Raw genomic sequence first — 24,636 nt, 5'->3', positions numbered from 1 at the left:
TGTCTGGACTAACGTCAATGATGAGTGCCTCTCTGCTATTGGCGCTTATGAAGCCAAGGGAGCGCTATTTTAATTAAGTGTTTAAATTAGGTGGGAGCAAATAATTTTGAGTATAAATTACTATACTTTTTATTGTATGCTTTCGTGTGCTTCGAATAAATTGAAGTCTATTGAATATTTTATAGCCGATGACTGATTGGCTTAATTATTAAAAGTGGGGAACGATGAGTAACAGCTACTTAGCATTTCCGGAAATTGATCCTGTTATGTTCTCAATTGGGCCAGTATCGCTGCACTGGTATGGTTTTATGTACCTTGTGGGTTTTGTTTTTGCACTATGGTTGGCTGGGCGACGTGCTGCAAAGCCTAATAGTGGATGGACAAAAAATGAGGTTGAAAATTTACTCTATGTTGGGTTCGTAGGTGTATTCGTCGGTGGCCGACTTGGTTACGTTTTCTTTTATAATCTTCCTGTTTTTCTTGATGATCCCCTTTATCTGTTTAAAGTTTGGGATGGCGGGATGTCATTCCATGGCGGTTTAATTGGTGTAATATGCGCCATGATGTGGTTTGCCCACCGTACACGCCGCCGTTTTTTACAAGTTTCAGACTTTGTTGCTCCATTGATCCCATTTGGTTTAGGTATGGGCCGTATAGGTAACTTTATTAATGGGGAGCTATGGGGACGAGTGACACTGGATACGCCATGGGCATTTTTATTCCCTCATTCGCGCAGTGAAGATATTCAACTTGCAGCCCAAGACCCGTCATTATTACCTATTCTTGAACAGTATGGTGTGCTACCAAGGCACCCGTCTCAGCTCTATGAGATGTTCTTAGAAGGTATTGTCCTATTCCTTATTCTTAATTTATTTGTTCGTAAACCTCGCCCAATGGGGAGTGTTTCCGGGCTATTTTTAATTGGTTATGGTGCATTTAGGATCATAGTTGAGTTCTTTAGGCAACCAGATGCCCAATTAGGGTTATTTAGTGGGATCAGTATGGGGCAAATTCTATCAGTCCCAATGATTATTGTTGGTATTTTGATGATTGTATGGGCTTATAAATATGGTAAAAACATCCCAGCACACAAGCCATTAAAAGAGCCTAAAAACAGTTAATTAACCCGATTGTAAGGGCTAGCTGTACACCTTAAAACGACTCTTTTATTAAAGGAAAAGGGTAGGGTGCTAGCTAGCCACTTAAGTTATTTTGAATAAGAGAGTGACTATGAAGCCGTATCTTGAGTTATGCCAACGTATTATTGATAAAGGACAGTGGGTTGAAAACGAGCGGACAGGTGTTCGCTGCTTAACGGTTATCAATGCTGACCTTGAATACGATGTTGGCAATAACCAGTTTCCTTTGATTACGACTCGTAAAAGCTTTTATAAGGCTGCAATTGCTGAGCTCCTTGGGTATCTACGCGGTTATGATAATGCAGCTCAATTCCGCGAAATTGGTTGCAATACTTGGAATGCTAATGCCAATGAAAACCAAGCATGGTTAAATAACCCCCATCGTAAAGGGGAAGATGACATGGGGCGAGTATATGGTGTTCAAGGTCGCTCATGGCAACGTCCCGATGGTACGTATTTAGACCAACTGAAAAAAGTCGTTAATAATTTAAAAAATGGCATTGATGACCGCGCGGAAATCATCACTTTTTATAACCCCGGCGAATTTGAAATGGGTTGCCTGCGTCCTTGTATGCACACTCATACGTTTTCACTGTTAGGTGACACCCTTTATTTGACATCCTATCAACGTAGTTGTGATGTTCCGCTTGGTCTTAATTTTAATCAAGTTCAATGCTTTGTTTTACTTGCATTAATGGCTCGTATTACTGGTCATAAAGCAGGTAAGGCTTACCATAAAATTGTAAACGCACATATTTACGAAAATCAGTTGCCTTTAATGCGAGATGTTCAGCTAAAACGTGAACCTTTTGCGTCTCCTTCATTGGTTATTAACCCTCAAATTAAGTCATTGGATGATATTGAAACTTGGGTAACCACAAATGATTTTACTTTGGAAGGGTACCAATGCCATGAAGCAATTAAATACCCTTTCACTGTGTAATAAATAAATTGTTTGATAGCTAAGGTGGCCTGAAAGTAAAAGTCACCTTAGTGTTTTTATTCGTGCATACCACATTTCCCTCCTTTGGTTGTTTCTATCCTTTCGTTGAATCCAATCTTGTCTGGCTATCAAAATTTTTTCTTGTGTTTATTTCTACATGACTACTTTTTTGCGAAAAGCTTCGCAAACATGGCTAAACATTGTGTGAATTCCATATGAGGTTGCGAAGCTCTACGCAAGATGGATCAACCTAACTCGCTATATAGTTTTTTTTCGCCAATATCCACTTTGTGTATAAAACATGGAAGAAAAGGCGATGAAACAGAAGCAAAGTCATACCCAACATGGGTTCACTTTAATTGAAATCCTCTCAGTGTTATTTATTTGTTCTTTAACAACTTTATCTGGTATGCATCAGTGGAAACAGCATCTAGAAAAGCAACGGTTAATTGATGCTGCAAGGCAACTATCTGAGTTTATTTATAGTCATATGATGGAAGGTGTTTACTTAAATAGGCATCAGTTGTTATCAATCAAGATTGGTAAGGAGGGCTGGGGGATATCTGTAAAGGATGCGAATACCCGCCAAGAAATAGGGAAAATAACAGCAGATAAGTATCAAGGAATTGAACTTATTAGGGCTAGTCGTCACTCAGTCGATTTATATGGCAAGCAAGGTACAAGCCGCGCGTTTAGCTTCGAATTAAGAAATAAAGATACTGATATTTCTATTTATATTTCGGCCTTAGGGCGGATTAGGGCTTGCAGTAAGAAAAATATTGTTGGGTTACCCAAATGTTAAACAGGGCTAGCATTGATGGAAATAAAACACCAGATAAAAACCAAGGTGGTTTTACATTAATTGAAATGTTAATAGCAATAGTAATAAGTAGCTTTGTATGTGTTGCTGCTATGAATAGTATCCCCGCCATTTTTAAGCAAACTTATCGCGCTTATTTCCAATATCAACTTGATAGAGAAGTTAGGCAGGTCTTGCTGAATATGGAAAAAGACTTCAGGCGTATTGGTTACTGTAGCAGTGCTCATTGTACTGGTGAGCCAATAAAAATTAGTGCTAAGTTCCTGAGTAAAATTAATAACTCGTGCATAATTTTTGCTTATGACCAAGACCTGTCTGGGCAGTGGGAAAATATTAAATCAAAAAAGACAGAGACTGATTATTTTAGCTATCGTTTTAATGGTGAGAAATTAGAATCTAACCGAAATGTTAGAAACTGTGATGGAACTCGTTGGCAATCATTGTTCGACCCTAATGTTGTTAAGGTCAAACGGCTATCGTTCAATTTGTTGAAAAACAAGCGAATATTAGAAGTGTTTTTAGCAGTAGAAACTCGGTTGTTACCTAATCAAGTATTTAATTACCAGTTTGCTGTATTTCTTAGGAATCTATAATGGGGCTAATAAAGCAGCAAAATGGGAGTGTCGCTTTAGTGATGGTGGTTGTGCTAATGACCATGGGGTTGATACTCATTAAATCACTGCATTTTTACCAAGAGCGGGCTTTCGAAGAATGGCGCAAAGAAGTTCGGTATTTTAGCGGGTTTAATCGAGCAGAATCGGCACTTGCTTGGGGAGCTACACTATTGTGGGATATCCATTCACGTAACTATAAAACTTGGTTTTGCCAGCAAAATACAAACCGGAAATGGAAAACTTGCCTAAAACATTACAAAGGTTCAAATTTTATTTTATCGGGGCAAAGTGATTATCAGTTTGGTTTAGAAATAAAAGTTTATCGTTGGGTTATATTGGATGTTAATAAGCAGCAAGTTATACCGCGTTCGAAGGGCTGGTTAGACTATTGCCCTGTGACAAAAAAAGGGTTTTGCCAGTGAAAATAGAACAGCAAGGCTTTGCATTAATACAATCAATCATTGCAACCGCAGTTTTTGCTATCTTATTAATAGCTTTGCTAAACTATACGCAATATATCGTATTGAATTTTAATCAATTGTATAAAGATTCAACGGCGGTAAGGGTCTTGCATAGTCGATTAGAAAAGCAGGGGGCAGTCGGTGATGAAACCTATTCTGAGGAAATCTCTTCCATTGGGGAGGTTTTACGTTACCCTGAATGGAAAATAGAGCAAACTCTTACGCACCCTGTTAAATATTGTACAGAGTCGATGGCTTCACTACTAATTTCAAGGCAGCGATTTTCGTTAAGCCGCTGGTACTGCTCAATAGGAGAGCATCATGTTTCAGGTTTATCATTCTAATCAATTAGATTTATTAAAAGAGTTAATTGCTCATTTAATGAAAAATGAACCACTTCCTCACCCTTTTGAGCAAGAAATTATTTTGGTGCAAAGCCCAGGTATGTCTCAGTGGCTACAAATCGAGTTAGCAAAGCAATTTGGCATTGCTGCAAATATTAATTATCCATTGCCAGCAACATTTATTTGGGACATGTTTAGGCGGGTACTCCCTGATATTCCTAAAGAAAGTGCATATACGAAACAAGCAATGACATGGAAATTGATGACAATATTGCCAACCGTGATTGATGAAGAAGAGTTTGAACCTTTAAGGCATTATCTTCAGCAAGATACAGACAAACGCAAGCTGCATCAGCTTGCAGGGAGAATTGCTGATTTATTTGACCAGTATTTAGTTTATCGTCCTCAATGGGTTGAAAAATGGCAGCAAAATGAAGAGATTGAAGGGTTAAGCTCGAATCAATTATGGCAAAAGCGCTTGTGGCAATGCCTTGTTGATTATTCAAACGAATTAAAGCAACCGCCTTGGCACAGGGCAAATTTATACCAAAGCTTCATTAATAAGCTGTTAGAAGTACCTGATTTAGGAAAAATGCTACCAAAACGTATTTTTATTTGTGGCATTTCATCACTTCCACCTACGTATTTGCAGGCTCTTAATGCTATTGCAGAACATACGGACGTTCATTTAATGTTTAATAACCCCTGCCGCTATTATTGGGGGGATATTCAAAGTGCATCATTTTTAGCTAAGTTACAACAGCGTAAGCTACGTCATTATCTTGATAAACATGAAATTTCTCGGTTTAAGGCCGAAGAACATAGCCCGACCTTATTTAATGAAAATGGTGAGCAAAATATTGCTAACCCATTGTTAGCGTCGTGGGGGAAACTTGGTAGAGACAATTTATATTTTATTGCCCAACTTGATAACGCCAATGAAATTTCTGCGTATGTAGATACAAAGCGTGCAAATTTATTAGAAAATATACAGCAAGATATCTTAGATCTGGAAAATCATGCACAGCTAGGAACGACATTAGAAAGTTATGAAACGAGTTCAGGCAAACGTCCAATAAGTGAGCTGGATGAATCTATAACATTTCATTCGTGCCATAGTGCGCAGCGGGAAGTTGAAGTATTACAAGACCGGTTATTAGCACTTTTTGAGCAAGATCCGACATTAACTCCGCGTGATATTATTGTGATGGTTGCGGATATCGATAGCTACGCACCTTATATTCAGGCTGTTTTTGGTAATACGGCATCCTCTCGCTATATTCCATTTTCAATTTCAGATAGAAAAGCACTACAAGCTCACCCAATCTTACAAGCATTTATTACGCTACTCGATTTACCTCAAAGCCGTTTTTCGACGGAACAGGTGCTTTCTTTGCTTGAAGTCTCCTCTTTTTCCCGCCGATTTGGGATCGATGAAGGCGAGTTAAGTTTATTGCGTCGATGGGTTAATGAATCGGGGATCCGCTGGGGGCTTGATGATGATAATGTACGCTCTTTTGCTCTCCCTGTTATTGGCCAGAATACTTGGGAATTTGGCTTAAGCAGGATGTTGCTTGGTTATGCAATGGATAGCCGAAATGGTCCTTGGAATGGTATTTTACCATATGATGAATGTAGTGGGTTAGCCGCGCAACTTGCTGGCAAACTCGCATTATTAATAAATACATTAAGGGAATGGCGAACCTTATTAGAGCAAGAACGTTCACTGAGTGAATGGAAGGAGCTTTGTCAGCTATTACTGGATAGCTGTTTTATGGTTGATAGCGAAACTGAGTTGGTATTAACGTTATTAACAGAACAATGGCATCAAATTATTGATAATGCGATAACATCAGGATACGACAAGCTCATTCCACTTCGTTTAATCCGTGATGAACTCTCAGTGCGTTTTGATGACGAGAAGATAAGCCAGCGTTTTTTAGCAGGTTCGGTTAACTTTTGTACTTTGATGCCAATGCGCTCAGTCCCATTTAAAGTTGTTTGCTTATTAGGCATGAATGATGGTGCTTATCCTAGAAATATTCCACCGCTAGGCTTTGATTTAATGGCTGAAAAATCAGTCCGAGGGGATAGAAAACGGAGGGACGATGACCGTTATCTATTTTTAGAGGCATTGAACTCAGCAGCTAAACAACTCTATATTAGTTATATAGGGCTATCTATTCGTGATAATCAACCTTGTAATCCATCAGTATTAGTGACGGAATTGCTTGATTATATTTGCCAAAGTTTTTGTTTGGTAGGCGATGAGTCGCTTACCATCGATGAAAGTGCTAAGCGTTTAAATCAAAGGTTAGTTATTCAACATAATAGAGTACCATTCGCAAAAGAAAATTTCCTCCCTAAAACACCTTACCAAAGCTTTGCTAGTGAGTGGTTACTCGCAGCAAAAACAGCCAATAGAGTTGATGAACCATTTTGCTCTGTACTTGAAACTCGAGAACCTATTACGGATATTTCTCTCGAACAATTGTTACGATTTTATCGTCACCCAATTCGGGCGTTTTTCCAACAACGGTTAAAAGTGCATTTTTCAATTGAAGAAACAGAGTTGCCAGAAGAAGAGCCATTTACCCTTGGTCGGTTACAACGTTATAAAATTAATGATCAAATTTTAGATTTGCTTGTCAAAGATGAAAGCCCAGATCCATTTTATTTCGCTTTGAAAGCTTCAGGTCAGTTACCGGCTAAGCAATTTGGCCAGCTTTTTTGGGAGCAGCAGTTAACTGAGATTTTACCATTAGCTGAAAAGGTTAAAGAATATGACAGGCAACTTTTTGACTACCCTATTGATTTTGAAATAAATAGGGTAAAAATTACTGGGGTACTTAAAAATGTTCACGAGACAGGTTTATTACGCTATCGACCAGCTTACTTAACCGCTAATGATGGGGTCCAGTTATGGATTGAGCATTTATTATTTAACTCGCAAATTGGTGAAGGGGACAGCCTATCACTAGGTAGGGATAATAGTATTTGGCAATTTTCATCTATTAGCAAAGAGGATGCCTTGGGGTATCTACAAGACCTAATAACAGGGTACTGTGAGGGTTTTGATTCGCCCCTAATCCTTCTAAATCAAAGTGGTTGGAATTGGATAACGGCTTGTTTTGATAAAAAGACAAAGCAGTATGATTTTTCAAATGAAGAAACACAACAAAAAGCACTGTCGGCTTTGCTTCAAAGTTTGCAAGGAAGCCAAATGAAAAAAGGTGAGATGGAAGATGATTATGTGTTGCGAGCATGCAGAAATATTGATAGCGCTATGATCCAATCGCTTTTATTAAACACTCAGCGGTTCTTATTGCCGATGACAAAATACTTGAAATAACGGGAGAGCACCATAGGATGCAACATTTATCCAAAAAAATCGCTCATTTGTTCTTATTATTCACCATCTTGGTGTGTGGTAGTGCATTAGCAGCGCAACCACTCTGGGAATTACTACCAGAAACGATTAATAAGAGTGAAAGTGATCCTAGGGAATATAAAGCAATAAAACTAAGCAATGACATGACTGTCTTGTTGGTTTCAGATGCCAAAGCAACGAAATCGCTAGCTGCTGTATCGATACCTGTTGGTAGTATTGAAAACCCAGATAGCCAGTTAGGGCTAGCTCATTATTTAGAGCACATGGTCTTAATGGGGTCTAAAAAATACCCAGAGCCAAGTAGTTTCTCGGAATTTTTACAAAAGCATGGTGGCAGCCACAATGCGAGTACTGCACCTCACCGTACTGCGTATTATTTTGAAGTTGAAAATGGGGCATTGCAGGAAGCGACAGATAGACTAGCTGATGCTTTAGCAGAACCACTTTTAGACCCTATAAATGCCGATAGAGAACGTAATGCGGTCAATGCAGAGCTTACAATGGCGCGTTCTCGTGATGGCATGCGTCTATGGCAAGTGCGCTCGGAAACATTAAATCCCCAACACCCAAATTCACGCTTTTCTGGGGGGAATCTTGATACATTAAAAGATAAAGCGAATAGTAAATTACAAGACGAATTAGTGGGCTTTTATAAGCACTATTATTCTGCAAATTTAATGAATGGTGTTCTTTACGGTGATCAATCTATTGAATCATTAGCTAAAATTGCCCAAGACACATTTGGTCGTATCCCTAATTTTAATGCGAGCGTACCGGTTCTTGATATTCCAGCAGTAACAGATAAAGAAAAGGGCATCATTATTCATTATGTCCCCGCACAACCACAAAAAGCGCTACAAATTGAATTTAGCATCAAAAATAATATGGCAGACTTTCGTAGCAAAAGTGATAGCTATATTAGTTACTTGATCGGGAATAGAAGCCCTGGGACATTAGCGGACTGGTTGATATCACAAGGCTTTGCTGAGGGTATTAGTGCATCAGCCTCACCAAATGCAGATAGAAATTATGGTTCTTTTTCCATATATGTCACATTGACTGATAAAGGCTTAGAGAACAGAGACGAAATTATTGCCGCTATTTTTGCCTATCTTGATCTGATCAAGAAAGAGGGGGTCAATAAAAATTACTTTGACGAAATAGCAAACGTGCTCAATTTGTCATTTAAGTATGGGTCGATTGTAAGGGATATGAATTATATTGAATGGCTCTCTGACCAGATGATTGATGTTCCAGTTAAACATGTTCTTGATTCAGACTATATTGCAGACAAATATGATCCAGAAGCGATTAAACAACGCTTATCGGAGTTAACTGCACAAAATGCACGAGTTTGGTTTATTGGCCCGGATGAGCCTAGTAACAAAAAGGCTTACTTTGTTGATGCGCCTTATCAAGTTGATAAAATCACACAAAAACAATTTAATCATTGGTCTAATTTAGAATCTAAAATGGGTTTTAAATTACCGGTTTTAAACCCATATATTGCGGATAAATTGACGCTAATAAAAACAGATAAAGCCTATAAACACCCTGAGTTTATTTATCAGGATGGGAATACGCGTGTTTTATATATGCCAAGTCAATATTTTGCAGATGAACCCAAAGCGAGCATTACCTTATCATTACGCTCAAACCAAGGTGACAAGGATGCTAAAGAACAAGTTACAGGGGCCTTGTTGCAATATATTTCATCATTAAAAATGGATGAACTGCAATATCAGGCGTCTGTTGCAGGTATGTCTGTCTCTGTTTCTCAGGGCGTTGGATTGCAGTTAAATGCGAGTGGCTATACGCAACACTTACCTGAACTCTTTTTGTCAATGACTAAGCTGTATCTTAGCTTTGAACCGACTGAGCAGGAATTAGCTCAAGCAAAATCTTGGTACAAAGAGCAAATAGCGGTTGCTAACAATGCTAAAGCTTATGAACTGGCAATGCAGCCCCTGCAGCGCATCAATAGCGTACCATATTTTGAGCAAGAACAGCGTCTTGCTGAATTAGATAAAATTACGCTTAAAGAAATTACTGATTATCGTGAGATGCTGGTTAAGAGTGCTGCATTACAAGCACTTGTTTTCGGTAATATCACGGAAGAAAAAAGTATTGAGACCATTAAAGATGCTCAACAGCTACTCAAAAGCGAAGGAACAAACTGGTGGCGTGGGGATATCATTGTTATTGATAAAAGCTATTTAGCTGATTTTCATAAACAAGGGAATAGCTCCGATAATGCATTAGCGGAGATCTTTATTCCAGATGGTTATAATCGCATTGATGGCGCTGTTTTTGGTGGCATTCTCGCGAAGGTGATCCAACCTTGGTTTTATGACCAACTGAGGACAAACGAACAGCTTGGTTATGCCGTGTTTGCTTTTAAAGCGGGCCTGGGCGATCAGTGGGGAATTGGCTTTTTATTGCAAAGTAATGCTAAAACGCCGAACTACCTGAATACTCGTTATCAGGAATTTTATACCAATGCCTTGGAAAGGTTGAAAAAATTACCAACAGATGAGTTTAATCAGTATAAACAATCGATGATTACTGAAATGAAACAACCACCACAAACGTTCTATGAGGAGGTTGGTCGCTATTCTTCCGATTTCTCACGTAATATTTTCAGCTTTGATACTCGAGAAAAAGTAATAGCTACGCTTGGTTCTGCGACTAAACAACAGGTAATCAAATACTATGAAGATGCAGTTATCAAACACAAAGGGCTAGCACTTAGCTCTCAGGTTATAGGGCATGGTGTTGATGGAAAAGCAGGGTACGCTAAATTGAAAAATTGGCGGCTGTACCCAACAGCTTCAGAATTACAAAAGAGTTTACCAATAAAGGAAGATGCTGAGTGAATAACGCGCAGATAGGGTCCCAATTACTGAATGTTTTTTCATTACCGTTGCAAGGGCAGCGTTTAATTGAAGCATCGGCAGGAACCGGTAAAACATACACAATAGGTATACTTTATCTGCGTCTTTTATTAGGTTTAGGGGGGGCGAATGCTTTCTCTAGGCCTTTGAGTGTTGAGGAAATTTTAGTTGTAACCTTTACTGAAGCAGCAACGAATGAGCTACGCGGTCGTATTCGTCAGCGGATACATGAAATGCGCTTAGTGTGTTTAAGAAATGGCGTTGGTTTTGAATCACAGCCAGAATATCTTGAACTATTAAGTGAACTTCCCGAGGGTTTACAAAGGGAATTTGCCCAAGAATGGCTATTGGCGGCAGAAAGGCAAATGGATGAAGCTGCTATCTACACTATTCATGGTTTTTGCCAAAGAATGTTGGTTCATAATGCATTTGAATCAGGTGTGTTATTTGAGCAAACAATGGTTCAAGACGAATTTCCGATTCAAAAGCAAGCTTGTGCAGATTTCTGGCGTCGTCATTTTTATCCGTTAAATTATTCGATGACGAAAGTCATTCAGTCATTGTGGAACAGCCCTGAGTCATTGTTAACAGAGATAAAACCTTTTTTGCAAGGTGATATTCCAGTTATTATTAATCAGCCTCAACAAATAGAAACACTAGAGGAACGACACCAGCGGTTAATCTCATTAATTGATTCAGTTAAAGCATCTTGGCTAGAACATTCCGCTGATTTCGAAAAGCTGATTACAGATTCTGATGTTGATAAACGAAGTTATAGTTCCCGTTTCTTACCTTCTTGGTTGACAAAAATAGCTCAGTGGGCGCAAGAGCCTACTGAGGATTATCAGTTACCAAAGGATCTCGTTCGTTTTTCACAAACTACATTGCATGAAAAATCTAAAAGCGGTTCTGGGCCAGAACATATTGTTTTTCAACATATAGACAACCTACTTTCTCAATCATTAACACTTAAAGACCTTATTATTCCACTCGCGATTTCTGAAGTTAGGCAAACTATTACTCGAGAAAAACACAATCGGGGAGAAATGGGGTTTGATGACCTATTAACTCGTTTAGATAGTGCTCTTAGCCAAGAGAGTGGGAAATTTTTAGCTCATGCTATTAGCCAGCGTTTTCCTGTGGCAATGATTGATGAGTTTCAAGATACAGATGCACAACAATACCGTATTTTTCAACGGATTTACCAAGGTGTTGAAAACAGCGCCTTACTTTTTATCGGTGACCCTAAACAGGCTATTTATGCCTTTCGTGGTGCAGATATTTTTACTTATATTGAAGCCAAAAAAGAAGTTAGTGCTCACTACACATTAGAGACTAATTACCGTTCATCTCAAAGTATGGTTGAGGCCGTTAACCATATCTTTAGTCATTGCGAATCTCCGTTCATATTTGATCAAATACCTTTTCAACCAGTTAACTTTGCCCCACAAAATAGTGGGAAAAAATTGGTCCATAATGGTGATGAAGTTAACGCTCTCACTTTTTGGCAATTGGGTGCTGAGGGGGTTTCTGTCGCGGAATATGAGCAAGCAATAGCGTCACAATGTGCGGCACAAATAGCTCAGTATTTACTAGGTGGGCTGCGAGGGGATACTTATTTTGATAATAAAGGTAAGTGTACTCCTGTTGCAGCTTCAGATATTACCGTCTTGGTACGTAGCCGGCGAGAGGCCGTATTAATTCGCGATGCTTTAAATCAACTGAATATAGCTTCTGTTTTTCAATCCAATAGGGAAAGCGTATTTTCCACCCCCGAAGCTAGGGATCTGTTGTGGTTATTGCAGGCGGTATTATCCCCTGAAAAAGAACGCGTTTTGCGTAGTGCATTAGCCACAGGGATATTAGGTTTATCAGCAAAGCAAATAGATGACCTTAATCACGATGAGAAAGCGTGGGAACAATTAGTAGATGAATTCGCTCGTTATGCACAAGTGTGGCAAAAACGTGGTGTACTCCCAATGCTTCGCATGGTGATGGCTCAGAGGCATATCGCTGAAACATTATTATCTGGAATTGATGGCGAACGCCGATTGATGGATGTAATGCATATTGGTGAACTGTTGCAAGAAATGTCACTACAACTTGAAGGTGAGCACACACTTACTCGATGGTTAGCGCAGCAGATTGCACACCCAGACCATCAATCAGATGCGCAACAAATGCGCCTTGAAAGTGATAAACATCTGGTTCAAATTAGTACAATTCATAAATCTAAAGGTCTTGAATACAAAATTGTTTGGTTACCTTTTGCCAGTAATTTTTTACCTCAGTCCAAAGGGTTATATCACGACAGAACAGATTTCGGTACAAGGCTAGACTTGTCTGATGGTGAAGATACCGTGGCCTTGGCTGATGAAGAGCGATTAGCTGAAGATTTGCGTTTATTATACGTAGCCTTAACTCGGGCTATCTATCACTGTAGTGTGGGGGTTGCGCCGCTGATTAAAGGGAATAGAAAGAAAAGTGGTGAAACGGACTTACATTTATCTGCGCTTGGATACGTCATACAAAAAGGGCAGGCAGGAGATAGCCAACTGTTAAATGAGATGCTCGATGAACTCAGTAACGATGTAATTAATGTTACTGTCATTGATGTACCTGAATTTGAACGTTTAACTCTTGAGTCAAATCATGATGAAAACTTAGCGGCAAGGGAAGTCACTCGCTATTTTGATGACCACTGGCGTGTTACCAGCTATTCGGGGCTAAGTTATGGTTCTAGCCATTCAGAAGACGGGCAAGCGGTATCCGCTCTACAATTTGCAAATTCACTAGCACCAAATATGGATACTGAAGTCAGCGTTGATCTTGAGCAACAAGAAGGTGAAAATTCGGCTGAATTTTTAACGCCACATCAATTCCCTAGAGGGGCATTGCCGGGGACCTTTTTACATACTCTGATGGAAGAGATTGATTTCTCTGAAGCAATTTCGGTTGAATGGTTAACTGAAAAATTAGAAGCGGCAGGGTTTGGTATTCAATGGGCACCTATGTTGCAAGAGTGGTTAAATGCGATTGTTCAGGCTCCGTTAGCAGATGATGGCTTATGTTTATCTGCATTACAGCCACAAGATCAGTTAGATGAAATGCAATTTTATATCCCTATAGAATCGGAACTCACGGCTAATCATTTTGATAAAATTGCCCATCAATATGACCCGCTATCTCAGCGTTGCCCTCCGTTGAATTTTGAAAAGGTACAAGGGATTTTAAAAGGGTTTATTGATTTGACTTTTTTTTGGGGTGGAAAATTTTATCTTCTTGATTATAAATCAAATTACCTGGGTGAGGATGCCAGCTTTTATACTCAAGAAGCAATGGCCGAAGCCATGATCGATCACCGATATGATTTACAATATCAATTATATTCCTTGGCACTACACCGCTATTTAAAACAAAGGTTACCTAATTATGATTACGAAACGCATTTCGGTGGTGTGTATTACTTATTCCTAAGAGGGATTGATAAGGTAAATTCGCATAATGGGGTCTTTTTTTATCGGCCTTTAGAAGCTTTTATTGGGGAATTGGATCTCCTTTTTCAAGGTAGGCAACAAGGGGAGGTGCTGAATGAAAGCACTATTTAATCGGGGAATTGAAGAACGTATTTTTACTCCACTTGATGTGCAATTTGCCTATAGCCTATCAGAGGATGAAAACCCAATACTACTGATGGTTACTGCTATTCTTAGTGCGGAAACGATGGCAGGGCATGTTTGCTTAGCGTTATCTGACATCATGCCTGAAAAGTTATTTGCAGGTCGGCATCCTGAACTGGCCGCGGAGTTTTGGCACAAAATGGGGCAGCCAGATGAGCAAACGGTTTATCAAACTTTGCTGCAAGCAAATGCAGTTTCGTTAGGAAATGAAAATAAAACGTCCCCGTTGGTTCTGTCGGGAGATTACTTATATTTTCAACGAATGTGGCAATATGAGCAGTATGTTGCGCATTATTTTTCTAACACCCCAATAGATGATAAAAATAACCAACAAATCAAGGTGGTTTTAGATAATTTATTTCCGATCTCAGATGAGATTGATTGGCAGAAAATTGCAGCTGCTGTTGCCGTGACGAGTAAAGTCTCCATAATTTCTGGGGGGCCGGGAACAGGGAAAACAACAACGGTCGCGCGTATCCTCGCTGCATTAATTAAACTGGAAACTAAGCATGAGTATAGGGTCAGAATTGAGCTTGCGGCGCCTACAGGTAAAGCGGCTGCAAGGTTAACCGAATCTTTAGGAGAGGCAATGAAACATATGCCTTTAACCGATGATGAGAGGGCGTTATTACCACATCAAGCGAAAACACTTCATCGTTTACTTGGTGCTCAGCCTGAAAGCCAAAAATTTCGCTATAACCGAGATAACCGATTATCGCTAGACATTTTAATTGTTGATGAGGCATCAATGGTCGATTTACCGATGATGGGTAAATTACTTGAGTCGCTGCCTGAAAATGCAAAACTTATTTTTCTTGGTGATAAGGACCAACTTGCATCTGTTGAAGCAGGGGCTGTACTCGGGGATATTTGCCAGTTTGCAGATAATGGCTACAGCCTTGAACGAGCGGCTCAGCTTTCTGAAATATCGGGTTATTCTATCGATCAATACTCTTCGACAACAGGTCCGATAATTCGCGATAGTTTGTGTTTATTGCGCAAAAGCTACCGTTTTTCTGCTGATTCAGGAATTGGGAAACTTGCTTTTGCTGTAAATGCGGGAAATGTACTTGGTGTTCAAAAGTTATTAAAGCAAGGCTGTTTTGATGTGCATAATTATGTGCAAGAAACGGCAGATGATTATGCACAAATTTTATTAAATGCCTCTGAAAATTATAAAGATTATTTATTGGCTGTAAAATCAAAGGAAACGCCGGCTCAGGTTTTAAAAAAGTTTAATCAATATCGTTTATTAACCGCTTTACGGGAAGGCCCTTTTGGGGTAGTAGGCCTGAATGATAAATTAGAAAAATTATTACATCGGCAAGGGTTAATAAACCGTCCCTATAATTTATTAAATAAACACTATGCTGGCCGGCCAATCATGATTAGCCGCAACGATAGTCCACTAGGTTTATTCAATGGGGATATTGGTGTCATATTACCTGATGAAAATAATAGCCTGAGAGCTTACTTTCAATTTCCAGATGGCACTATTCGTGGAATACAACCGAACCGTCTACCACAGCATGAAACCGCTTATGTGATGACGGTTCATAAATCACAAGGTTCGGAGTTTGCTCATACCGCATTAGTGTTACCGCAGGTATATTCACCTGTTATTACACGTGAACTCGTCTATACCGCAATAACCCGAGCAAAAAAAGAATTGTCCCTTTATGGGAGCCCAAAAGTATTACGTCGAGCAATTGAAACGCCGACAAAACGGCGCAGTGGTTTGGCGATACAATTAATGTGACTAAGATATACTTAAGTGACAGTTATATTTAAATAATTTATAACCATAGATTAAAGGTAATAAGATGGATAACCAGCAAGAAATGACCGCAATAACCCTAACATTAAATGCAAGGCTTGAGCCGATTAGGCGTGCAGATTTAGAAGATGCATTTGATGAAGTCATGAAAAGCATGGGGAAAGATATCCATGTTACTGGTGGTGGTACGTCACTTGATGATAATGGTGAGGCACAAGAATGCGATATAGAAATCGCTATTGCGGATGCTAGTGACGAAAATATCAGCTTAATTATCCAGCTATTTACTTCAATGTTAGCGCCGAAGGGCTCTCGTTTATTTATTCATGGTGAAGATGTCCGGATTGATTTTGGTACAGATGAAGGGCTGGCAATTTATTTTAATGGAACAGAATTAGCCGATGAGGTTTATGAAAACGGAGATATCAATGAGGTCTTTGACATACTTGATGAAGCAGTTGAAGATATTGGTAGTATCCATGGTGTTTGGGATGGGCCAACAGAAACAGCATTTTACTTTTACGGCACTTCTTTTGCTGAAATGGAAGCTGCATTAAAACCCCATTTAGATACAATCCCATTATGCCAAAAGGCAAGGGTTGTACAAATAGCTTAACTGTGTAATTTATTCCTAGCTAGAGTTAAAGTTGTAAAAGTGCCCACCCAAATTATACATCCATATGATTTGGGTGGGAGAGGATAATTAACCAGCTATGGTTTCAAATAGTGTCGAAATAGTTATTTATCTGATTGGGTTTTTAAATCTAATATTAAAATCTTAGAACGCCGCTGGTAGTTATATAATGCTTGTTTCTTCAATGGTAGCATTTCAATTTCAGCAGGGGTAAAGCCACGTTCTTGGAACCAATGAATGCTGCGTGTTGTTAATACAAACAATTTGTCTAAGCCAAATTGTTTTGCTTGAGCTGCCACTCGATTAAGTAGTTCTTCCCCTCTGGCAGAGCTGCGGTAGTCAGGGTGAACTGCAACACATGCCATTTCTCCAAGTTTTTCTTCTGGGTATGGGTAGAGAGCCGCACAAGCAATCACCAAGCTATCACGTTCAATAATGGTAAATTTGTCGATTTCCATTTCAAGCTGCTCACGTGAACGCCGTACTAAAATGCCTTGCTGCTCGAGTGGGCGAATAAGTTCTAAAATGCCCCCAATATCGTTAATATTTGCGCGGCGGATTTGCTCTGCACTTTCCATTACTATTTGGGTACCAATACCATCGCGGGAGAACAGCTCTTGGATTAAAGACCCATTTTCTTGGTAGCTCAATAAGTGGCTACGGCGAACACCACGACGGCAAGCTTTTGCTGCACCGCGTAAAAAGCGTACAGTTCCTGAGTAATAATCCCCTTCAGATTCCAGCTGTTGAATGAGGTTTTCCGCTTCATTTGGGAATAACTCAGACAGGATATTACCGTTCTTATCAGCAACCCCTTGCGAAGAGCAAAAACCGATAAGTTTCTCAGCCTTCATTTTTACAGCGAGTTGGGTGGCTATCTCTTCTGAGGTGAGATTAAAGCTTTCCCCAGTAACAGAAACGGCAACAGGGCCAATGAGTACAATGGAACCGTTATCGAGTTGGTTATTAATCGCTTCTTCATTAATACGGCGTATCCTACCACTATGGCAATAATCAATACCGTCATCGACACCTAATGGTTGAGCAATAACAAAATTACCACTAACTACATTAATATGCGCGCCTTGTAACGGAGTGTTACCTAAGCTCATGGATAACCGAGCTGTAATATCTAATTGTAAAGCACCTGAGGCTTGTTTGACATATTCAAGTGTATTGGCATCAGTTACGCGAGTATGTTTGTGATAAACAGCGTCATAGTTATGCTCTGCTAGGATATCTTCGATTTGAGGCCGAGCGCCATAAACGACGATAATCCTTATGCCTAAACTATGTAATAACCCTATATCATTGACAATACTAGGGAAATTTTCATGGGCAATTGCTTCACCACCAAGCATAATAATAAAAGTTTTGCCGCGGTGGGCGTTTATATAAGGGACCGAATGGCGAAACTCATCAACCAATTCGGTACTGCGCTCTTTCATAACGACCCTCTTAAATGAATTTTTATTCGCTAATAATGTATTTTTATTCTTTTTGGCGCAGAATATCAAGTAAAAGATGGTATAAAAAAAGTAACAATTTTATTTTTGACGTTTACATATCTCTAAATTTAACTATATATACTCTACGGAAATTAAATTGCTTAAAATTGACACAGAAAGTCACTCAAAAACATTTTCTCTAGGTATGATTAAGTTATGCTTATAGTGGTAAGTCTATAGATGTCTTGTATATTCTTAATGACAGAGCACAAATGATTAGTTAGAGTGCTTATTTCTGGTCAAGCTATTGGCAGTTATTCTTAAATCACTTTATTTCTCAGTTCTAGGTTCGGAATTATTGATGAGTCATCAAGATCACAGCCCATCGAAGCGCCGTTTTATACAGGGCGCAGCTGCAGTTATGTTACTGAGCGTCAGCCCATTCGGTTTTTCTGCAAATAGCAGCGTCATCGCTGTGCGTATTTGGCCTGCATCAAGCTATACCCGAGTTACGCTAGAATCCAGCGTCCCGTTAAAGTATCGCCAGTTTGTGCTTAATAACCCTGAGCGCATTGTTGTCGATCTTGAAGGGGTGCAGTTAAATAATGTGCTTAAACAGATGGGGACTCAGATCCAAACTCGTGACCCGTATTTGAAGTTGGTTCGGGTAGGGCAGTTTGATCCTCAAACGGTTCGTTTAGTTTTTGAAGTAAAAAATAGAGTTAGCCCTCAGTTCTTTACGATAACGCCTGTTGGTGAATTTAAACATCGTTTAGTGCTTGATTTTTATCCGGGCAAAGGTGTCGATACCAATGATGACCCACTGTTGGCATTACTTGAGGATTACAATAAAGGTGATCTCGAAGAAAACATGCCAGCTCAAGCTAAAAAACCAGGGAAGGCGGGAAGGGATCGCCCGATTATTATTATGATAGACCCGGGACATGGTGGTGAAGACCCAGGTGCGATAGGGAAATATAAAACGCGAGAAAAAGATGTCGTCCTGCAAATCGCACGTCGTTTAAAAGCATTAATTGATAAAGACCCTAAAATGCGGGCTTATATGACACGAAATGAAGACGTTTTTATTCCGTTGAAGGTTCGTGTTGCGAAAGCAAGAAAGATGCAAGCAGATTTATTTGTTTCTATTCATGCTGATGCATTTACTAATCGTTCAGCACGCGGTTCCTCTGTCTTTGCTTTATCAACGAAAGGGGCTACCAGTAATACGGCTCGTTATCTTGCGCAAACTCAGAATGAAGCTGACTTAATTGGTGGGGTAAGTAAGAGTGGAGATGTATATCTTGACCATACAATGCTTGACTTGGTCCAAACGGCAACGATCAATGATAGTTTGAAGTTTGGTGATGAAGTATTAAAACTCATGGGTAAAGTCAATAAATTGCATAAGAACAAAGTTGACCAAGCCGGGTTTGCGGTACTTAAAGCGCCTGAAATACCATCAATTCTAGTTGAAACCGCATTCATTAGTAATTTAGAAGAAGAGCGAAAGCTTAAAACAGCTAAGTTCCAGCAACAAATGGCTGAATCTATTTTTGAAGGGGTTAAAGCCTATTTCCGCAATGGTGGAGAGCTAGCTATTCGTAACTAATCGAGTGAGCTATTAGGTATATGTTGATATAAAGGTGATGAACTAATTTGTGAGTCGCCTTTTTTATTTGCATAAATAAAAAAATAAGGGTTTATACAGGATAAAGACTAAAGGTGATTTGCTATTCAAGGAAGGAAACTAAGAAAGAATTGGTTGCGGGGGCTGGATTTGAACCAACGACCTTCGGGTTATGAGCCCGACGAGCTACCATGCTGCTCCACCCCGCGACTGAAGAAGTAAAAAATTGGTTGCGGGAGCTGGATTTGAACCAACGACCTTCGGGTTATGAGCCCGACGAGCTACCATGCTGCTCCATCCCGCGACTGAATTTTTACATCTTTATACTGCTGACTACTTTTAATACTTTACTGATAAAATCAGTAATTGGTTGCGGGGGCTGGATTTGAACCAACGACCTTCGGGTTATGAGCCCGACGAGCTACCAAGCTGCTCCACCCCGCGTCCGATTCGGGCACTATACTCGGGATGAGATCTGATGCAAGTTTTTTCGTGTTTTTTTTTCAAATTTCAGCATCTACAGAACAAAATCCGCACTGAATGTCTACTTTTTAATCTTTGGTGGGAGTATTGAGAAAAATAACTGAACTAAATATGTTTACTCGTTTCATTCCCAATTTGGGTTTGCTATTGTGCGTTTCATATTGGATTGTTGGATGCGCTTGGGTGGTGGAGAATGAATTTAGGACTGACAAAAATTGTAAATAAGCGAGCAGTAAAAAATGGGTTGGTAATCAGTGTGTTTTTTTCTTTATTGGCAGGATGCCAAACTCATCCAACGGATAAAGGCCAACAATATAAAGATGGGCGTTTAGTACAAGACCTGCAAAAAGTTAACCAAGTGAATGTTCAAGGTCGGCCTATTAATGCACCTGATTTTAATCAACAAGTTGTTGAGATCAAAAATGCATCACCCCGTTTATTTCAAAATAACAGCGATACCTACCATGCTATCGAGAATTGGTTAATGGCGGGGGGAGAACCTGCGAAATTAGCTAATTTCAATTTAACAGCTTTTCAAATGGAAGGAGCTGATAATTATGGGAATGTGCAATTTACTGGTTATTACACGCCTGTTATCGAGGCTAGACGCGTCCCACAAGGTGAATTTCGTTACCCTCTATATGGTATGCCACCGAAAAGAAAATCCCGCTTACCTAGCCGAGCAGCTATTTACAATGGTGCATTGAGTGATAATTTAATTTTAGCTTATAGTAACTCTGTCGTTGATAATTTTATGATGGAGGTACAAGGAAGTGGTTATGTTGACTTTGGTGATGGCAGCCCACTGAATTTCTTTGGTTACGCAGGTAAAAACGGTCATGCATACAAAAGTATCGGTAAAGTGCTTGTTGATCGTGGAGAAGTACCATTAAACCAAATGTCTTTGCAAGCTATCCATGATTGGACAAATAACCACAGTGAGCAAGAAGTTCGCCAATTATTAGAAGAAAACCCATCGTTTGTTTTCTTTAAGCCTCAATCATTTGTCCCTGTTAGGGGGGCGAGTGCAGTACCTTTAATTGCTAAAGCTTCAGTGGCATCAGATAAAACATTAATTCCGCCTGGGACCGCATTACTTGCAGAAATCCCCGTATTAGACGGTAATGGTAAATTTACGGGGCAGTATGAAATGCGTATGATGGTTGCCTTAGATGTCGGAGGGGCAATTAAAGGACATCATTTTGATATTTACCATGGAACGGGCCATGAAGCTGGGAAAATGGCAGGTTTTTATAATCATTATGGGCGAGTTTGGGTGTTGAAAAAAAGCCAACCGCTTTTTGGTACAATGTAGTTAACGTTTTAACTAAGGTTGTTTGTTATTATGCAAGCTAAGCTTTCAGATGCTTGGATGCAGCGTTTTGCTGGGATCGGGCGTTTATATGGGCAACAAGCCCTTCATCTTTTTGCACGATCTCACATTTGTGTTATTGGTGTCGGTGGGGTTGGTGTATGGGCAGCTGAGGCGCTAGCTCGTTCAGGTATTGGTTATATTACTTTGATTGATATGGATGATATTTGTGTAACCAATACAAACCGCCAATTACATGCAATAAAATCGACAGTGGGCTTACCCAAAGTTGAAGTCATGAAAAATCGCATTTTGGAAATAAACCCTGAATGTGTAGTGAATGTGATTGATGATTTCATCACTGTTGATAATGCTGCTCAATACCTTAGTACGGGGTTTGACTATGTTATTGATGCGATTGATAGTGTTAGGCCAAAAGCTGCACTGCTAGCGTATTGCAGGCGCTTTAAAGTCCCTGTGGTAACGACCGGGGGAGCCGGGGGGCAGATTGACCCCACGCAAATCCAAGTTTCAGATCTCGCAAAAACTATACAGGACCCATTAGCTGCCAAACTACGTGAACGTTTGAAATCTGATTTTAATGTCGTGAAAAATGGCAAAGGCAAGCTTGGTATTGATTGCGTTTTCTCAACTGAGCAATTAGTTTACCCGCAAAGTGATGGGACGGTGTGTGCCGCTAAAAGCACCGCCGAGGGTTCTAAGCGTATGGATTGCGCAGCAGGTTTTGGCGCAGTAACCATGGTAACTGCGAGCTTTGGCTTTATCGCAGTTTCTCATGCACTCAAAAAAATGGTTGCAAAAGCGCAAAGGCAGGCAAGTCAAAGTGAGTAAGAATAGGAAGAGGCCATAAAATAGCCTCTTTCTAGCATTGATTATGCTGGCGTCATTTCACTGGCAATATTTTGAATTGCACTAATGAGTGATTGAATGCCATTTTGGCGGGATTCACTTAGCTGTGCCGGTAAGCCAGTTTGGGTGAGTAAATCATTAAAATTAATATCTATGATTTCCTGCGCTGTTTTTTGTTCTACCGCCGCGAGTAAAATGGTAAATAAACCTTTTACTACACGCCCCTCACTATCACCATAAAAGTGGAACGTATTATTATCATTGAGCAGTGCACCTATCCAGACGCGGTTTTCACAGCCTTTAACCTCTTGAGTTTGTTGCTTTTCATCGTCAGTTAATGGTGGTAACTTTTTAGCAAGCTGGATGAGCAAACGATACTTATCTTCCCATGCTTTGTACGTTGAAAATTGTTCAACTATTTCTTGAATTCCAATCTCTGTACCAAAAGGGTGCGGAGCAAAATCATGTTTAGTCGAAGTCATTAGGCTTCCTTCTGTATCTTTAGTCTTCATTTAATCATTTAGTATAGAAAGTGAGAGTGTGACTGCATCGATAAACTTATTGATGTCTTGCTGGTTGTTATAAGGCATTACTGAAATGCGCAAACACCCACTAATATTCAATGCATCCATTAAGGGTTGGGCACAATGCTGACCATAGCGTAATGCAATATTTTGCTCGGTCAAGAGGGTACCTAAATCGCTATGATGAATATCTTTAAAATTAAATGATAATAAAGGGGAGTGAGAAGGGTGATAACTCATAAAGTTGGGGAGTAATGACAGCTTCTCGTAGGCGTATTCCACCAAGGAACATGCATAAGCTTCAGCAGAAGTTAAATCGACACCTTCTAGCCACTTAAGGACAGCAGAAAAGGCAATGACGCCAGCAATATTTGGTGTTCCAGCCTCAAAACGCTGTGGGATAGGCGCAGGGGTAAAATGGTCAAATGTGACATCAGTCAGCATTTTACCTCCTCCGTGCCAAGGGCTCATTTGTTCTAATAGCTCAGTTTTCGCATAACAAACCCCAAGCCCTGTAGGGCCATACAATTTGTGGGCTGAAAATGCGTAAAAATCAATATTCAGCTTTTTTACATTTATTGGGCTATGTACTACACCTTGTGCTCCATCAACCAGAACAAGTGCCCCAACTTGGTGAGCCAACTGAGTTATAGCATGTAAATCAGTTTGATATCCCGTTACATTGGACATTTGTGTGATAGCAACAAGTTTGCTTTTTGTGGAGAGCTTTGATTTGAGCACATCAAGGCTTAATGTTAAGTCTTTTTCAACAGGCCATTTAATTATTTTAGCGCCAGTTTGTTGAGCTAGCATAATCCAAGGTAATAAATTTGAGTGATGTTCGATTTCACTTACAATAATTTCATCACCGGGTTGTAATCTTGAGCGAAAATAACACTGAGCAATTAAATTGATTGATTCAGTAGTTCCACGCGTCCAGATAATATTTTTTTCGCTGGGGGCATTAATCAATTTGGCAGTGCGGACACGGCCTTGTTCATAGTCACGAGTTAATTTTAAGGCGTCAGGGGATTGGCCCCGATAAACAGAACTACCTGATAAACGGTAATAATTATTTGAAGCATCGATCATGGCTATGGGTTTTAATGCGGTAGCTGCGCTATCAAAAAATAGAGTCGATGAGTCTAAAGCAGGAAATGCGAGACGAAATGAAGCGGCGCTAAAATGGTCCATGAGTTCTTTCTTTTAGTCAAAATTTATCTGTTATTGGCTATTGCTGAGTGTGGTGTAATTTGATTGTACATTTATTAGTACATTTATAGTTATTTTTTTGATTAATTTAAACATATCATTTTCAACCTAAGCATTGAAATATTTTGTTACGTTTGGTATTAATTGTTATCAATTATCTAGAGTGTGTTTTTTAAAATGATTTAGCGTTTTGCATTACAATGCAATCCTTTTTATTCAGAAATTATTTTATTGATATCCTTTACGAACATATTTCAAGAATTATCTTAAATATCTAACTGAAAGTTTTTTCGGTACACTAGTAGTTATCTATAGATTATTGTATTTATTACGTTAAATTGCTTAGGTATTTATTGTTAGTGGTTTAAATAAATAGCAAAAAAAAGCACCGCGCGTTGGCGGTGCACTATAAAAATCACTATGGACAGACAGGGTAAATGTACAGGAAGTGAAAAAACAG

Annotated in this window: 17 protein-coding genes and 3 tRNA genes; 14 read left to right on the top strand and 6 right to left on the bottom strand. The window is 39.5% G+C overall.

Translation table 11 applies throughout. From position 1 onward, the window contains the following. Window positions 1-224: 224 nt before the first annotated feature. The 11 genes from lgt (at window position 225) to RB151_RS17735 (ending at window position 16,679) form a co-directional block, all read left to right on the top strand. Window positions 225-1,121 (top strand): prolipoprotein diacylglyceryl transferase, encoded by an 897-nt coding sequence (gene lgt, locus RB151_RS17785; protein WP_042845990.1) that lies wholly within the window; start codon window positions 225-227, stop codon window positions 1,119-1,121. Between the two features lie 109 nt (window positions 1,122-1,230). Continuing rightward, on the top strand, window positions 1,231-2,082 hold the full coding sequence (locus RB151_RS17780) for a thymidylate synthase (protein ID WP_042845989.1): 852 nt from the start codon (window positions 1,231-1,233) through the stop codon (window positions 2,080-2,082). Between the two features lie 316 nt (window positions 2,083-2,398). Then, window positions 2,399-2,884, top strand: coding sequence for a prepilin-type N-terminal cleavage/methylation domain-containing protein (locus RB151_RS17775; RefSeq protein WP_225833046.1), 486 nt, complete (start codon window positions 2,399-2,401; stop codon window positions 2,882-2,884). Beyond that, a complete protein-coding gene (locus RB151_RS17770) occupies window positions 2,878-3,495 on the top strand; it encodes a prepilin peptidase-dependent protein (RefSeq protein ID WP_048606299.1) in 618 nt (205 codons plus the stop codon). Before RB151_RS17775 ends, RB151_RS17770 begins: the two co-directional genes overlap by 7 nt. After that, window positions 3,495-3,938: a DUF2509 family protein gene (locus RB151_RS17765; RefSeq protein ID WP_042845985.1), complete on the top strand. Its 444-nt coding sequence runs from the start codon at window positions 3,495-3,497 to the stop codon at window positions 3,936-3,938. The genes RB151_RS17770 and RB151_RS17765 overlap by 1 nt, the downstream gene beginning before the upstream one ends. Beyond that, window positions 3,935-4,321 carry a type IV pilus modification PilV family protein gene (locus RB151_RS17760; RefSeq protein WP_042845983.1) on the top strand — a complete coding sequence of 129 codons (387 nt, stop codon included), beginning with the start codon at window positions 3,935-3,937 and terminating at the stop codon, window positions 4,319-4,321. The genes RB151_RS17765 and RB151_RS17760 overlap by 4 nt, the downstream gene beginning before the upstream one ends. Then, the gene (recC, locus tag RB151_RS17755; RefSeq protein WP_071548573.1) at window positions 4,299-7,673 is read left to right on the top strand and encodes an exodeoxyribonuclease V subunit gamma; all 3,375 of its coding nucleotides are present in this window, start codon (window positions 4,299-4,301) and stop codon (window positions 7,671-7,673) included. Before RB151_RS17760 ends, recC begins: the two co-directional genes overlap by 23 nt. Before the next feature lie 17 nt (window positions 7,674-7,690). Next, window positions 7,691-10,588 (top strand): pitrilysin, encoded by a 2,898-nt coding sequence (gene ptrA, locus RB151_RS17750; protein ID WP_042845981.1) that lies wholly within the window; start codon window positions 7,691-7,693, stop codon window positions 10,586-10,588. Further along, a complete protein-coding gene (gene recB, locus RB151_RS17745) occupies window positions 10,585-14,214 on the top strand; it encodes an exodeoxyribonuclease V subunit beta (protein WP_071548572.1) in 3,630 nt (1,209 codons plus the stop codon). Before ptrA ends, recB begins: the two co-directional genes overlap by 4 nt. Then, window positions 14,198-16,045: an exodeoxyribonuclease V subunit alpha gene (gene recD, locus RB151_RS17740; protein WP_048606307.1), complete on the top strand. Its 1,848-nt coding sequence runs from the start codon at window positions 14,198-14,200 to the stop codon at window positions 16,043-16,045. Before recB ends, recD begins: the two co-directional genes overlap by 17 nt. Before the next feature lie 64 nt (window positions 16,046-16,109). Further along, window positions 16,110-16,679 carry a hypothetical protein gene (locus tag RB151_RS17735; protein ID WP_042845977.1) on the top strand — a complete coding sequence of 190 codons (570 nt, stop codon included), beginning with the start codon at window positions 16,110-16,112 and terminating at the stop codon, window positions 16,677-16,679. A 122-nt stretch (window positions 16,680-16,801) separates the two neighbouring features. On the opposite strand, the gene argA is transcribed toward RB151_RS17735, so the two are convergent. After that, the gene (gene argA / locus RB151_RS17730) at window positions 16,802-18,145 is read right to left on the bottom strand and encodes an amino-acid N-acetyltransferase (RefSeq protein ID WP_071548571.1); all 1,344 of its coding nucleotides are present in this window, start codon (window positions 18,143-18,145) and stop codon (window positions 16,802-16,804) included. A 361-nt stretch (window positions 18,146-18,506) separates the two neighbouring features. Here argA and amiC point away from each other — a divergent pair, with 361 nt between their 5' ends. Beyond that, window positions 18,507-19,757 carry an N-acetylmuramoyl-L-alanine amidase AmiC gene (amiC, locus tag RB151_RS17725; protein ID WP_042845973.1) on the top strand — a complete coding sequence of 417 codons (1,251 nt, stop codon included), beginning with the start codon at window positions 18,507-18,509 and terminating at the stop codon, window positions 19,755-19,757. 150 nt (window positions 19,758-19,907) lie between these two features. Here amiC and RB151_RS17720 read toward each other — a convergent pair. The 3 genes from RB151_RS17720 to RB151_RS17710 form a co-directional block, all read right to left on the bottom strand. Continuing rightward, window positions 19,908-19,984, bottom strand: a tRNA-Met gene (locus RB151_RS17720). A gap of 18 nt (window positions 19,985-20,002) precedes the next feature. Continuing rightward, window positions 20,003-20,079: transfer RNA gene (locus RB151_RS17715), tRNA-Met, on the bottom strand. A 63-nt stretch (window positions 20,080-20,142) separates the two neighbouring features. Further along, window positions 20,143-20,219: transfer RNA gene (locus RB151_RS17710), tRNA-Met, on the bottom strand. A 232-nt stretch (window positions 20,220-20,451) separates the two neighbouring features. Here RB151_RS17710 and mltA point away from each other — a divergent pair. After that, window positions 20,452-21,573, top strand: coding sequence for a murein transglycosylase A (mltA, locus tag RB151_RS17705; protein ID WP_048606311.1), 1,122 nt, complete (start codon window positions 20,452-20,454; stop codon window positions 21,571-21,573). A gap of 30 nt (window positions 21,574-21,603) precedes the next feature. Next, window positions 21,604-22,422 carry a tRNA cyclic N6-threonylcarbamoyladenosine(37) synthase TcdA gene (gene tcdA / locus RB151_RS17700; protein ID WP_042849006.1) on the top strand — a complete coding sequence of 273 codons (819 nt, stop codon included), beginning with the start codon at window positions 21,604-21,606 and terminating at the stop codon, window positions 22,420-22,422. Between the two features lie 41 nt (window positions 22,423-22,463). On the opposite strand, the gene csdE is transcribed toward tcdA, so the two are convergent. Beyond that, the gene (gene csdE / locus RB151_RS17695) at window positions 22,464-22,922 is read right to left on the bottom strand and encodes a cysteine desulfurase sulfur acceptor subunit CsdE (RefSeq protein WP_048606312.1); all 459 of its coding nucleotides are present in this window, start codon (window positions 22,920-22,922) and stop codon (window positions 22,464-22,466) included. Between the two features lie 30 nt (window positions 22,923-22,952). Beyond that, entirely contained in the window at window positions 22,953-24,158 is a 1,206-nt protein-coding gene (csdA, locus tag RB151_RS17690) for a cysteine desulfurase CsdA (RefSeq protein WP_042849003.1), read from the bottom strand. Window positions 24,159-24,636: the final 478 nt, after the last annotated feature.

The sequence above is a fragment of the Providencia rettgeri genome (assembly GCF_001874625.1).
In the GTDB taxonomy this organism is placed as follows: Bacteria; Pseudomonadota; Gammaproteobacteria; order Enterobacterales; family Enterobacteriaceae; genus Providencia; species Providencia huashanensis.
This window is presented reverse-complemented; position numbering and strand designations above follow the sequence as displayed.

Bases quoted from the DNA above. Each gene is read 5' to 3' on its own strand.
- lgt (WP_042845990.1), top strand. From the start codon at position 225: ATGAGTAACAGCTACTTAGCATTTCCGGAAATTGATCCTGTTATGTTC.
- RB151_RS17780 (WP_042845989.1), top strand. From the start codon at position 1,231: ATGAAGCCGTATCTTGAGTTATGCCAACGTATTATTGATAAAGGACAG.
- RB151_RS17775 (WP_225833046.1), top strand. From the start codon at position 2,399: ATGAAACAGAAGCAAAGTCATACCCAACATGGGTTCACTTTAATTGAA.
- RB151_RS17770 (WP_048606299.1), top strand. From the start codon at position 2,878: ATGTTAAACAGGGCTAGCATTGATGGAAATAAAACACCAGATAAAAAC.
- RB151_RS17765 (WP_042845985.1), top strand. From the start codon at position 3,495: ATGGGGCTAATAAAGCAGCAAAATGGGAGTGTCGCTTTAGTGATGGTG.
- recC (WP_071548573.1), top strand. From the start codon at position 4,299: ATGTTTCAGGTTTATCATTCTAATCAATTAGATTTATTAAAAGAGTTA.
- ptrA (WP_042845981.1), top strand. From the start codon at position 7,691: ATGCAACATTTATCCAAAAAAATCGCTCATTTGTTCTTATTATTCACC.
- recD (WP_048606307.1), top strand. From the start codon at position 14,198: ATGAAAGCACTATTTAATCGGGGAATTGAAGAACGTATTTTTACTCCA.
- RB151_RS17735 (WP_042845977.1), top strand. From the start codon at position 16,110: ATGGATAACCAGCAAGAAATGACCGCAATAACCCTAACATTAAATGCA.
- argA (WP_071548571.1), bottom strand. From the start codon at position 18,145: ATGAAAGAGCGCAGTACCGAATTGGTTGATGAGTTTCGCCATTCGGTC.
- amiC (WP_042845973.1), top strand. From the start codon at position 18,507: ATGAGTCATCAAGATCACAGCCCATCGAAGCGCCGTTTTATACAGGGC.
- mltA (WP_048606311.1), top strand. From the start codon at position 20,452: ATGAATTTAGGACTGACAAAAATTGTAAATAAGCGAGCAGTAAAAAAT.
- tcdA (WP_042849006.1), top strand. From the start codon at position 21,604: ATGCAAGCTAAGCTTTCAGATGCTTGGATGCAGCGTTTTGCTGGGATC.
- csdE (WP_048606312.1), bottom strand. From the start codon at position 22,922: ATGACTTCGACTAAACATGATTTTGCTCCGCACCCTTTTGGTACAGAG.
- csdA (WP_042849003.1), bottom strand. From the start codon at position 24,158: ATGGACCATTTTAGCGCCGCTTCATTTCGTCTCGCATTTCCTGCTTTA.